Origin of the sequence: Streptococcus infantis ATCC 700779, assembly GCF_000187465.1 — a bacterium.
GTDB lineage: Bacteria > Bacillota > Bacilli > Lactobacillales > Streptococcaceae > Streptococcus > Streptococcus infantis.
This window is the reverse complement of the sequence record NZ_GL732439.1, coordinates 372538-385356: the sequence shown is the minus strand read 5'-3', so window position 1 is coordinate 385356 and position 12819 is coordinate 372538. Positions and strand designations below refer to the sequence as shown.

Genomic DNA, 12819 nt, shown 5'->3' with positions numbered 1-12819 from the left:
TTATTATCAAAGATAAACACTTCACTATGCACTTGATCGAGTTCGTGCAAAAATCAAACGAAGTTAACAAAACACCTATAAAACTTGAGCTTTATAGGTGTTTTTATTGTAGAAAAATTTAATTAAAAATCAGTTAGAAACTTAATTATTTTCTTGGCTCGTTTGTGTCTTAGGTTCAGTAGATTGATTTTTTTCCTCAGACGTAACAGATGAGCTTTCTGTTTGTTGTGTTCTCTCAACTTCTGTTGTTTCGAAATTGTGCCCCTGACTATTTGCCACAGTTTGTTCCTGAGTTGTTTCCTCGGTTGTAACAGTCGTCCAAATTCCATCTGCATTGAGCTTGTACCCGTCAGGACTTGTTCCATTTCTTAGGAGAGAACCATTTGTTTGGAAATAGTACCAGTTACCATTCAGTTGTTTCCAACCAGTTTCCATGGCACCACTTGCATTGAGGTAATAGCGTGCCCCATTTATCTCTTGAAGGCCTGTTAGCATGATACCTTCTTTATCTAGATAGTACCACGTGTCCTTATCTTTTAACCAGCCAGTCTTCATCGCTCCACTGCTTGTGAAGTAGTAATAATGGTTATCGAGCCATTTCCAACCTGTCTGCATAGCGCCGCTTGCATTGAGATAATAGCGAGAACCATCGATTTCTTGGAAGCCTGTTAACATGACACCGTCTTTATCTAGATAATACCAGACGTCCTTATCTTTGAGCCAACCTGTCTTCATGGCTCCACTGCTTACGAAGTAGTAATAATGGTTATCGAGCCATTTCCAACCTGTCTGCATAGCGCCACTTGCATTGAGATAATAGCGAGAACCATTAATCTCTTGAAGGCCTGTTAGCATGACACCGTCTTTATCTAGATAATACCAGATATCTTTGTCTTTGACCCAGCCAGTTTTCATATCCCCATCGCTAGTAAAATAGTTCCAATGACCATCAAGGAAGACCCAGCCAGTTTTCATGATTCCATAGTTGTCAAAGTAGTAGGTCTTTCCATTAATTTTTTTCAGACCAACTGAAGGAACACCTTCTCCATCATAATAATACCAGCTTACCCCAATCTTTTGCCAACTAGAAGCCCTTCCTTGAGCCTGTAAGCTACCATTACTTGCAAAGAACATCTTCTTGCCATTAAAGACTTGTAAGCCAGTCAGCATTTTACCATCTTTATCAAAGAGATATTTTTGACCACCAATTTCAGCTAGTTCATTGTATGTTCTAGCACCAGACCATGTGATATAGTACCAAGCCCCATCATGTTTAAACCAACCTGATTCCTGCATGCTTCCATCTTTCTTGAGGTAGTACCAGTTTCCATCTATTTTTTCTTTAGAATCTTTCAGATGAAGCCATCTATCAGCCTGCATTTGACCTTGTCCATTAAAGAAATAGTAGACCCCATTAATTTTTTTCCATCCGATAGCCATTTGATTATCAGATAGACGATATTTCCAGTAGCCATCTTCCTTATACCACTTTTCAGTAACTGTCGGAATATTTGGGAAGGAATCAGAAACATTAGTAAAGCCAGTATTACTGATATTAAATACTGTCGCATCCTTAGTTTGACTAGATGCATGAACTACTTGAATATTCTTATTTTTCAGATAGTCTCTTGTTGAAGCCAGGTTTGCATCAGATGATGATGTATGTACTACCGTACTTGGTGCTAGTGAATCTAGAAATGGAAGAGTATTTGAAATTTTAGCATCATAGTGATGATTCCATTTCATCATATCTACCTTGCCAATCACAGGACCTAGCTTATCCTCTGCCCCTTCAGCATTATCTAAGTCACCACCAAGATAAATTCTTTTTCCTGCTACAGTTACTACTGCAACCAATGAATTAGAATTATCATCATAGACTTTTTTCAATTTACCATCTGGACCATACTCATTTTTATAGTTGTAGAGCTGAATATCCATATCACCCAATTTGAAACGACTATCTTCAGCCTTAATATCTTGAACAACAGTCACTCCTTTTTCACGAGCTGTCTTAAGTGCATTATCATAATTGAAAAGATTATCCCACAAGCGCCATTTACTGGTTATCCTTTCATCAGTATATTTTTTTAGATAAAGTTTCCCTACTGGATAACGTTTAAGAACTTCATCAGCAGCACCAATATGATCACTATGAACATGAGTTCCTAAGATAAAATCAAGTTTTTTTACACCTAAGTATTTCATATGTCGGAAAAGTCTATCTTCTAAGACATATCCATTGTTTGTACTAATACCAAAACGAGCTGGATATCGTGGATTACTACCATCTGGAAAATCATAATCCTCTCCCATATCAATTAGAGCGTAATGTCCGTTACTTTCTAAAATAATGGCGTCACTCCCTGTTGCCCCTTTTGTATTAATGAAATGTATACGGTTTCCAGAAGCAGTTGAGATTATATTTGCTTGTACAATTTGTAATTGACTTACTGCAATAGCGAAAAGTACAAAGATTAATAGGATTAATTTTTTTTGTTTCAAATTCATCTGCGGATCACACTTTCTTTCTAGTGATTTTATTTTCGATATGAGCTACTAGCTCTATACAAGAAATGTAGATTCGAGCTCTCGCTTTTAATTAAATTTTTTACTTATTTTCAATTAAGTACACATCAAACTCATGTCCAAATTCTCTTTCCTCCTCTGGTGGCAATTGCAAATAATCACCATAATATTGAGTTAAAATGAAATCATAATTTTTAGGAGCTGGTAGTCTAAGATGTTCAAAATCTACAGTTATTATTCCTTCAAAAATTTCTCTTTCAAATATCTCTCTTTCTCCTAACTTTGAGGAAAGAAAAGCTATATATTTTCCATTTGGATCATAGAATTTACTCGTAAGTTTTTCCATAAAAATAGCAAAAATTCTCGGTGATATTGGCAGTAATAAGAACCAAATAACTTGTCTTATAACATCCTTAATACGATTGTCCTTGTATATAATATTCTTTCTCTTGCTTGATGCTAGTAATCTTAAACTATCCAATCTATAAAATAATTTCATAATTTTTTTATCATTAAAGGTATCCATAGGAAATATGTCAATAAATACACCCGTGGGATAAGTTGTATATACTCTTGTGTTATCTATAACAGTGGATGGATCTATTATCTTTATAAAGTTATTATAGTATTCTTTTTGAGTTTCTAATGAAAGTAGTTTATACTTTGAACTCTCTTTTTCAAACAACTTTATGAATTTGTTATAATTTTCACGCGTCATACTAATATCGATATCGTCATCCCAAGGTATAAAACCTTTGTGCCTAATAGCCCCAATAAGAGATCCGTAATTAAGAAAATATTCTATATCATTTTTTTTACAAAAAGTATCTATATATGATAAAATCTCTAATTCAATATTTTTAGCTTCTTCTACCGTTATTTTTTTCATTTTCTTCTCCAAAATTAACAAAATTTCTTTTTGATTTTTTTGAAATACTCAAAAACTTCTTGTAAGATAGCATCATTAGTTATATATAATAAAAACGTATAGCTTGTTATCGATAGAATAATAATAATAACTATATTCATAATTAATTTTGAAGTTATTATCATTTCTGTAGGATTAATAATATTAACTGTATAGTAAATCGGTATAAAGGTGAGACTAAACACAAAATAACGCATAGTGTAATGGAATATATTTTTTAATGATATTAATTGTTTTTTTATAATAAATCTTGAATAGATTATTAATAAAATAACTTCAGAAACCATTGTAGTTATCAAGTACAATTCTGGTTTTGAAATATTGTTCATAAACAATAGACTATCTAGTAGGATGTTTATAATACCAGAAAATAAAGTGAAAATAGTTAGTTGTTTTTCGTAGCCATGAGCAAATATAATTTGAGTTCCTAAAATAATATCTAAAGATAAGAAAATTGTCCTGAATGCAAATAGCGAAGTTAACATCCCTCCTTCAACATATTTTTCACTTCCGTATATTAGTATTGTTTCAGTTCCTATTACTGTTAATCCAAGGCTTATAGGTATAATGAAAAACATAAACATACGACTACCTCTATTTACTAAATTGTAATAAGAAGTTTTATCACCTTTTCCTAAATAATAATTCAGTCTCGGCACACTTACACTTACAACTCCCGTAATTAAACCAGCTATAACGCCAACTATTCTCTGAGCCATTGTATAATATGTAACAAATAATTCTTCACCAATTTTAACTAGGAATAATCTATCAAGGAAAGTGAAAAGCATATTTGCGCTTGAAAAAATAAGCATAGCAGTAAGCGGTAGAAATAGTGGTTTAAAATCTTTGATATCTATTCTAACTAATTTTATATCTCTTTTTATCCAAAAATAACTAATCAAATAATTTATAAAAGTCGATAAACTCATGATTAGTGTATAAGGTATAATATCCTTTTCTTCTTTTACAAATATAAACATAGAAACTAGCATAATAGTTCGAATCAAAGCTGTCTTATAAAAAAGGAAATCATAATTTTCCAACGCCTCGTTCACCCACTCTATGGAAAACATTTGTGCTATTAATTGAATTCCCATTACTAAGTAAACCTTTTTAAGTACTGGGTTATTCTCAAAAAATAGAGGATAGGCAAATACATATACTACGATACATAAGCTTGTACAGACTACACAGAGAAAAAATAATTGGGAGAATACTTTATTGACCTCGTTTTTATTATCTTTTACGTTACTTATACCTCGTAGACCATATGAATATACTCCGTATGTAGCAAAAGGTAAGAAAAATGAAAGTATCGTATCAACAGAGTTAAAGTAACCGTAATATGTTTTATCTAATACACGAGCCACATATGTACCCGTTAAAAGAGGGAATATAATATTTAGTATTCTAATCCCTAGATATGCTAAAGCATTCAGTTTAATACTTTTCATGGAAAAATTGTTCCTCTCTACTCTATGAAATTCTAATTACCATTATAGCATATACTGATATAAAAAACCTCAAAAGAAGAGTCTCGTAGATTTTTTTAAAATACATACAATTAACTACTCAAAGTTTTTAGGATGTATTGAATTGTATTTTAATAGTGAGATGAGAATTATGACTACCTTAAATATATGACGTCTCCACAGCGGATTTGATTTTTTATCTTAATCATTAATTCTACTACGGATTGAAAACTTTCTTGAGTGATGACTCTAAACTTAGGTAATCTATACGTTAGCATTGTAATACGAACAACTAACTTTTATCAGCAATCTAGTGAAATTGAAAATTTGCAATTATCTGTCAATTAAAGCACTCTCAAAGTTTTATTAAATGAAAACAAATAACAAGATAAAATTATAGCGCCAATGTCCGATGTGCTCGTCGCACACAAAAAAGCCATCAAATGATGACTTTTCATGTAGTAGACTTCTTCTATCCACTTCAGATTTAATTTTTATTCACTCAATAACAGTTAGTAAAGATAGCTAAATTTTAGAAAAATAGTATACCTTTCTCTATCTTTTACATATATTATAATCTATATGTAGCTACACCTAACAAATTTTTATTTAAATTTTTTATAACCTGTAAATTTTCTTCAAAATTTTTATATTTAGTTATTCCATATTCTTCAATAAATAAAATATTATCAGATTCTAGTATTGACTTAATGTCACTCATATTTCCTATTAGAATATTTTCTGGCAAAACTTTAGCATATGTTTTAGAAAATTTATCAATAACGTTTTTATTTGTTGCCAATAATAGTAAATTCTTATTTCCATTTTTATAATCTAAAATGTCTTTAAAATTCTCTTGATTATCTATTTTTACAATAAAATCTACACCATATTTTTCATAATCGCCCGCCCTATTGATAGTTGGATTGAAAATATAAGCTGCTATATTAGCAAATAATACTAAAATCAAAGCACCTATTCCTAGTATAATCAAACGAATAAACAAAGTAGCTTTACTAACTCCAGATTCTCTGTCACTATTTTTAAGCTCTTTTGAATAAACTGTCTCTAATTTTTCAACTGTGACACCAGAGTATACATGTTTATATTTATCTATTAACAAATCTAATTTCTGTTCGATATTATCATTTGCTAATTTACTCTGTGTCAATATTTTTACCGTGATCCCAGCATTGTTTAATAAGGAACTCACTTCTACTTTTTTGTCCCAAAAATCAAAATTTGAATTTTTAAGTGTAATCTCACTTGTCCCTAACTCTGAAGCGATTTTTTTCATATCTTCTTCAGGTAGATCATTGAATAAATAAGCACCATTTAAATTAGATTTAATTAAATGACCATAGAAATCACTGTATCCTCCAATTGTATTATTAGGTACTGTGTTCTCCTCTAACGGCGCAGTTATCTTATATGAAAGATAACTAGAATAATTACTAGTATCCTTTACAATAGACTTTGTTGTAAGCACTTTATAAGAGTATGGAACTGCTAAACATAGAAATAGAACGACTAATGAAACTAGATTTAATACTCTTTTTTTATAAATATTTGCAAATAAATCTGCAATCGAATAATTATCAAACATTATACATCTCCTTTATTGTTAATTACGTGTTTTACTTTTCTATTTATTAAACCTGCTACAAAAAATATAACAATAACTATCCCCCAATATTGCAATGTAACTAAATTAAAGAAACTCTCCGTAAAGCTCCCTCTTGGCATAAAGAACAAATTATTTAAAATTAATAATGTAATACTAAACAACAGTATCCCTGGTTTATATGAAGTTTTCATCATGAATATAAAACATATTCCCATTATAATGCTCAGCAAAAATATTCCAATCATACCATAATCAGTATATATCTCCATTATATAGCTTCCGCCTATTCCATGTCCTGCTAAATAATCTTGTCTCAAAACAATGTACGAGATATTATGAGCATATCTATCACTTTCAAGAGCTAACTCGATGCTATTATTAGCACTAACAAATGGAGTCCCACCAAATAAAATTCCTAAATTTCCCCTAGTGATATACTCAATTATGGGACTAAAGGTATAATTTCTAAATTCTCGTATCGGCAAATTACTTCCGTATAAGTAGCCTCTCGCTAAAACACCAAAACTAGTCCCTTGTTTATAGATAAAATCTATCAAAAGTTCAGAAAAACTCATATTACCAATTCCTGCCCCATCACGGGCATAATTCAAAAAACCCATAACTAGCATCATGATTGGTGTACCTATATAGAGTATAGCTTTTTCTTTAATACCTATCCATACTCCTTTTTCTGTCTGATTTCTCATAAAATAATAAATAAATGAAAATATCAAACTAAGTACAAATGGATTTCTTGTTCCTATTAAAAGGTTTATTATATTAGCCGTAACAAACAGGCCTAATACTATTGTAGAATGACGCTTACTTGGTTTAGTAGCTAAGTAAATACACATAGCATAAACTACAAACGTCGATAATGTATATGTAAAATAGGGCAGTTCACTTTTGAACTCTGCATAATATTCATAATATGATACATTTATTCTATACATTAGCCGTTCGATTAACCTAATTAAATAGAACGGATATGAAATTAAAAATACTGTTAGAGATACCTTTCTTATACTATGTATGAATAATCTAGATTTTTGGGTTTCATATCCCTCTTTTTTATTATTTTCTTTTTTAGAAACTAATAAACCTCCTATCGTTAATCCAATAATAGAAACAATAACAGCCAAAAATGAAAATCTATAGGCATCTTCCTGATAGGTATTTATTAGTCCGTATTTGAAATAATCTATTGTTGGTCTAGATACTAAAAAAAGAAATATTGTTATGTAAAAAATAAGGTGGATTACATAATACTTTATATTGTTAAAACAATATAAAACACTACTTATAATAAGCATAACTAAAGTTATCAGTAACGTAATAATCGAGTTATTATATATATATGCAATTCCTAAAAAAATAGTTATAACATAGCTAAATAGCGTAATTAAATAATACACTCTTTTCCAATCTAATATCAAATACTCACCTCATCCCTTTACACGAAAATTTAAAAAACATCCCCAGTAGAAACAATACGTTCCTTAAAATTATATAGGTACTCTGATAATTCTAACTCTATCACTTCTACTTCCTCCCTGTATTTATCGTCTCTATTGTAAACTTGTAAATTATTCACAGAAATAGCTGGGTTGAAATACTCAAACTTTGCTTTATGATGGATAGAATCTATACCGATGAAATTTTCTATATCTTGTTTTGTTTCCTCATAATTCAAAACTAAATCTTCAAAATTTAATCGTAATGCTAAAGTATTTGTTTTTTTCTCATTTTCTCTCATCATTTTGTAATAATTACAAAATTCCTTAACATCGGTTGGATATGGCACCTCTTGATTTCTGGGCTTCCAAAAGTATTTATTCATTATAAATACATCCCGAGGATCTCTAGAGATTATTATTGGAAATAACTCTTCAATTTTATAATTATCAATTATATTAAGATTATGAGGCAATAAAAGCTGATCTAGGACTATATACTCTTCTTTATCCGAAATTTCTTTTATTACATTTAAAATAAATTTTCTACTTTTTTCATAAAAATCATCCGACGATACCATACTCATTTCTAATTGCACTTGTTTTGGCTTTGTTGTCTTTTTAAAGATAATTCTCTTTATTACTCTCATAAGCCAGGCAATTTTTGAAGGTTTTTGATGATAATACCAAATCCCCTGATATTTATTAGTTATTATAGAATCCAAATAAGATTCTACCACATTCATGAAGTTATGCGATATTTTATCTTTATAATTAGCTATTCCCCAACCATCATAATGATACAACTTTTCCATGAGTTTTCTAAAATTCTTTATGGCTTCATCGCTTCTTATAGCATTATTATTATATAGTAATTTATATTCTAAATCAAATAATCCATCGGGTGCATATAAGAATACATACTCAAAGTCTGAATTTTTTGTGTTTATTCCTTCATATTCTTTTAATAAATCTGTCACAGCAGAAGATCCACTTCCCATATAACTCATAGGAACTATGATTTTATCCATATTTTTATCATCCTATAATTCTTTAATGATTTTTTTTATACTAGCAACTTGTTTATCTAAGGAAAATTTATCTACATGTTCTCTACACACTTCCGACTTTATTATTCTATTTTCCTTATTTTTACTAAGTTCTTCTACAATATAATTGGTAATTTCTTCATTGTTGTCTGAAACAAAGCCACATTTTTGAGAATTATATAGTTCATTTGTTCCCCCTACAGGAGTACTAATGAATCCCTTTCCCAAAGCTAAACTTTCGACTAAAACGGTAGGAAAGCCCTCTGCTTCTGATAATAAAATGACATAAGAAGATTTTTTTATGTATGGATACGGATTTTTAACATAGCCCAGCATAAAAACATTGTTCTCTAATTGATTATCAAGTATAAATTTATTAACATATTCCTCTAAATCGCCTTTGCCTAATAGATATAATTTTTTATGGGGAATCTTTTCAACCACATTCTTAAAAATTTCTAACAGTCTCTTTATGCCTTTTGATTCTTCTATTCGTCCTATATAGATAAGACTATCCTCTTCAAATTTAATTTCCGCATTTTCAAGAGATTTAGCATTGATATCATTAAAATCATATCCATTATATACTAGTTCTATTTTTTTCTTATACTCAGGATAAATTTCTTTGATGGATTCTTCTGTTTTTTCTGAAATAGCTATTATTTTGTTAACAGATCTTAGTTTTTTACCTTGTCTAATCCTAGATATTTTATGATTTTGCAAATTATAAATTGTTCCATGATTCCACGACATTGTTTTCGCATCGTTATTAAGTAAGTAAACTGGATATAAATAATTAAATGCTATTTCATAATCATATTTTTTCCTTGTTACTAGATATCTAAATAATTTTGGAAAAAACAAAAATAGCTTCCACTTAATTTTGTTAAAAACACTAGCATTTTCTAGGTTTTTGAATATAGGTTTTAATACATTGACTTTTCTATTGTTACTTTGTCCAATACCGTGATGGTTTATCTCTAAAACATCAATTTCATATTCATCAGTTAATCCATTGGAAATGTTTTCCAAAATTTTTTCAGATCCACCACCCAAACTAAAAGACCAGGTAATAAATAAAATTTTCTTTTTACTCATATTTCACCTATTTCAATAGTTTTTTTACTATACTTTTTTGATTATATTTTATTAAATACATCAGTAGTTTTCTCTTTAAAGGTTGAATCTTTAAATATTTATTTTTTATCCAATTAGGATATTTTTTATTTACTTTTTCAAGATAATCTTTTAATAAGGGAGACTTTTCATCAATTCTTAAAATATTAGCGTATCCACCATACAAAATATGGTACCAGTTATAATATTCTAACTCTTCTTTATATTCCCCTGGATAATTTTCTGCATAATATTCTTCTACACTCTTTAACATTACTTCTATATCTCTTATTTTATTAATAGCTGTTCCGCCACGCATAATAGAACCTTCAGTTAAATAGTATTTATATATACTAAAATTAAAATATTTTGCTTTAGTTACATTAGGCCAAAGTCTTGCCATGAACTCGAAATCTTCATATAAATAGCCACTTTTAAATGTTAATTTAGTTTTTCTTAAGAATTCTAAATCATATATATAATGCCATACAGCATTTGGTAGGGTAAAAAGTTTTCTTTCTTTATTCGAATTTAGTATAGTATACTCTTCTATTCCCATACTTATATAGTCCAACTCACTATTCTCGTATCCCACCCTATAATCAAAAATATTTACTTCTTCTAATTTTTGATTAGCTATAAATTTTAGTGCACCTTTTTCTATCTCATCATCTACATCAACAAACCATAGATAATCTCCACTTGCCTCCTCTAAAGTTACTCTTCTAACATGGGCTAATCCTCTATTTTCTTGAGATATAACTTTTAGATAGGATAATTTTTCACTATATCCCTTTAACATTGTTTCACTACTATCCTTTGATCCATCATTTACAATTAGCAGTTCTAATTCTATTTTATCTTTCACTGCCTCATACTCTTTTGCGATAGAATCTATGCAACGTGATATATATTTTTCACCGTTGTATACTGGTACACCTATAGTTAGTTTCATTATTTTTTTCCTATTATTTCTTTTATAAACGAATATACTCTCTTAGAATTCTGATCATCATGTATTCTAAAAAACTTATCAATTTTTCCTTTATATTTATCTTCCAAAATCCAATTATTTTTAAATTGTTTTTTTATCTCTGTTATCAATTCATCTAGGGTATCTATAGATTTTCCAAATCCATCTTTATAGTTATAATATCCTTCTTCGTACTGTCCTTCCCTAAATTTTTTATAATCAAATTGATAAAACAAAACTGGTTTTCTCATATAAGCAAAGTCCATAAATACACTTGAATAATCTGTAATTAAAAAAGCTGACTCTTTTAATAATTCTTGTATATCATATTTTTTCCAATCTGCCAATATAATATTATCTGTAGAAGTTTGAAATTCTTGTAAATTTTTTTGCATGTTTCTATGCGGATAAAAAATTAAAGTTAGATTATTTTTTTCTAAAAAGTTTCTTAAGTCATCATTTACTAAAAATTCATTCCATTTTTTAAAGTATTCACTTTCAGTAAAAATACTTCCTTCATTAAAATTATTTCTAGCTTTAGTATTTAAATTTAACCATTCTCTCCAAGTAGGCATAACAAGAATTTGATTATTTTTTACAATGTTATTATGGAGATTATCAAATCTTGGAAATCCCAAATATTGTACATACCCTTTTGGATACCCGAATTTTTCTTCTATTACATTATACTCTCGCTCTGCCCCACATATAAAGCCACGCATTTTTGTATTTTCATAATATAACCATTTGGCATCCGAAACTGTTATTCCATGCTGTAAAAATACTTTATTAGTTTTTAATCCTAAATATACTTCCATAAGATTAAAAACAGCTGCATTAGGATTTCCTGCTTTTTGTGTACTTACATTTACTCCTGCACTTAGATAATAAATCCAATGTCTCAGAGACCAGTACTGTATACATTCTCCTAACTCTTTGACTTTATGAGCATCAGGAGATTTCAGATCAATAACATATATTACATTCTCCTCTGGGTGATTTTCTCTAATATATTTAAACAACCAATAGCCATTATCTCTAGCTTCTTTTTCACTTTCACATATTAGTATTAGATTTTTATTTCTACGTCTAAAGAATAGAGAAATAACATAGGCTATAGGAAAAATAAATATAAGCGAAATAATATCTTTAATAGAAATCAATCTTAACTTCTCAACAAAATTTCTGTTCAAATTTGTTCCTCCACTTCTACAGGTTTGTAGTTTAATTTAAACTCCACCATTGTTCTTTTTGAACAAAACTAAAAGATGATGTTTTAGATAATGCTTCTATATTAATACATCCAAGGCCAAACCGTGTGGTAGATCCAAATCTTGTTGATAAGGCTTGATACAAGTCGTCTCCTTATCTCGAATGGTGATAAAGAGGTTACGGTCTACATAGTCTTTAGAACTCTTTGATAGGAAGTAACGCTCATCCGCATATAGAGGCCATAACTCTGCTAGTTTTTCATAGTCCTTGCGGGGCATAAAGAAGTCCAAATCATCATCCCAAGGGATGAAACCCTTATGCCGTAAAGCACCGATAGCACCTCCGCCACATAAATAACAGAGCAAGTTATGCTCCTTACAAAAGGCGACAAAATATTCAGCCATTTCTAAACTACGAGCCTGAATAGCCTTTAAATCACTCATCTCTTTCTCGTCC

At 29.6% G+C, this 12819-nt stretch carries 9 protein-coding genes and 1 pseudogene; all 10 read right to left on the bottom strand.

Translation table 11 applies throughout. From position 1 onward, the window contains the following. Positions 1 to 141: 141 nt before the first annotated feature. On the bottom strand, positions 142 to 2511 hold the full coding sequence (locus HMPREF9423_RS04165; RefSeq protein WP_006148075.1) for an MBL fold metallo-hydrolase: 2370 nt from the start codon (positions 2509 to 2511) through the stop codon (positions 142 to 144). 100 nt (positions 2512 to 2611) lie between these two features. Next, positions 2612 to 3418: a LicD family protein gene (locus HMPREF9423_RS04160; RefSeq protein WP_006155578.1), complete on the bottom strand. Its 807-nt coding sequence runs from the start codon at positions 3416 to 3418 to the stop codon at positions 2612 to 2614. Positions 3419 to 3432: 14 nt separating this feature from the next. Continuing rightward, on the bottom strand, positions 3433 to 4914 hold the full coding sequence (locus tag HMPREF9423_RS04155; protein WP_006148073.1) for an oligosaccharide flippase family protein: 1482 nt from the start codon (positions 4912 to 4914) through the stop codon (positions 3433 to 3435). Positions 4915 to 5503: 589 nt separating this feature from the next. Next, positions 5504 to 6538 (bottom strand): teichoic acid biosynthesis protein TarQ, encoded by a 1035-nt coding sequence (gene tarQ, locus HMPREF9423_RS04150; protein ID WP_006148072.1) that lies wholly within the window; start codon positions 6536 to 6538, stop codon positions 5504 to 5506. Next, on the bottom strand, positions 6538 to 7992 hold the full coding sequence (locus HMPREF9423_RS04145) for an O-antigen polysaccharide polymerase Wzy family protein (RefSeq protein ID WP_025170155.1): 1455 nt from the start codon (positions 7990 to 7992) through the stop codon (positions 6538 to 6540). Before HMPREF9423_RS04145 ends, tarQ begins: the two co-directional genes overlap by 1 nt. A gap of 32 nt (positions 7993 to 8024) precedes the next feature. Beyond that, the gene (locus tag HMPREF9423_RS04140) at positions 8025 to 9044 is read right to left on the bottom strand and encodes a sulfotransferase family protein (protein ID WP_006148070.1); all 1020 of its coding nucleotides are present in this window, start codon (positions 9042 to 9044) and stop codon (positions 8025 to 8027) included. Between the two features lie 12 nt (positions 9045 to 9056). Beyond that, positions 9057 to 10160: a glycosyltransferase gene (locus tag HMPREF9423_RS04135; protein ID WP_006148069.1), complete on the bottom strand. Its 1104-nt coding sequence runs from the start codon at positions 10158 to 10160 to the stop codon at positions 9057 to 9059. Positions 10161 to 10167: 7 nt separating this feature from the next. Further along, positions 10168 to 11133: a glycosyltransferase gene (locus HMPREF9423_RS04130; RefSeq protein ID WP_006148068.1), complete on the bottom strand. Its 966-nt coding sequence runs from the start codon at positions 11131 to 11133 to the stop codon at positions 10168 to 10170. After that, the gene (locus HMPREF9423_RS04125; RefSeq protein ID WP_006148067.1) at positions 11133 to 12344 is read right to left on the bottom strand and encodes a CDP-glycerol glycerophosphotransferase family protein; all 1212 of its coding nucleotides are present in this window, start codon (positions 12342 to 12344) and stop codon (positions 11133 to 11135) included. The genes HMPREF9423_RS04130 and HMPREF9423_RS04125 overlap by 1 nt, the downstream gene beginning before the upstream one ends. A 102-nt stretch (positions 12345 to 12446) precedes the next feature. Next, positions 12447 to 12806: pseudogene (locus HMPREF9423_RS04120) on the bottom strand (LicD family protein); the annotation flags it as partial. Between the last annotated feature and the right edge of the window lie 13 nt (positions 12807 to 12819).

Excerpts from the sequence above, each read along its gene's own strand:
- HMPREF9423_RS04165 (WP_006148075.1), bottom strand. The coding sequence starts at position 2,511 with ATGAATTTGAAACAAAAAAAATTAATCCTATTAATCTTTGTACTTTTC.
- HMPREF9423_RS04160 (WP_006155578.1), bottom strand. The coding sequence starts at position 3,418 with ATGAAAAAAATAACGGTAGAAGAAGCTAAAAATATTGAATTAGAGATT.
- HMPREF9423_RS04155 (WP_006148073.1), bottom strand. The coding sequence starts at position 4,914 with ATGAAAAGTATTAAACTGAATGCTTTAGCATATCTAGGGATTAGAATA.
- tarQ (WP_006148072.1), bottom strand. The coding sequence starts at position 6,538 with ATGTTTGATAATTATTCGATTGCAGATTTATTTGCAAATATTTATAAA.
- HMPREF9423_RS04140 (WP_006148070.1), bottom strand. The coding sequence starts at position 9,044 with ATGGATAAAATCATAGTTCCTATGAGTTATATGGGAAGTGGATCTTCT.
- HMPREF9423_RS04135 (WP_006148069.1), bottom strand. The coding sequence starts at position 10,160 with ATGAGTAAAAAGAAAATTTTATTTATTACCTGGTCTTTTAGTTTGGGT.
- HMPREF9423_RS04130 (WP_006148068.1), bottom strand. The coding sequence starts at position 11,133 with ATGAAACTAACTATAGGTGTACCAGTATACAACGGTGAAAAATATATA.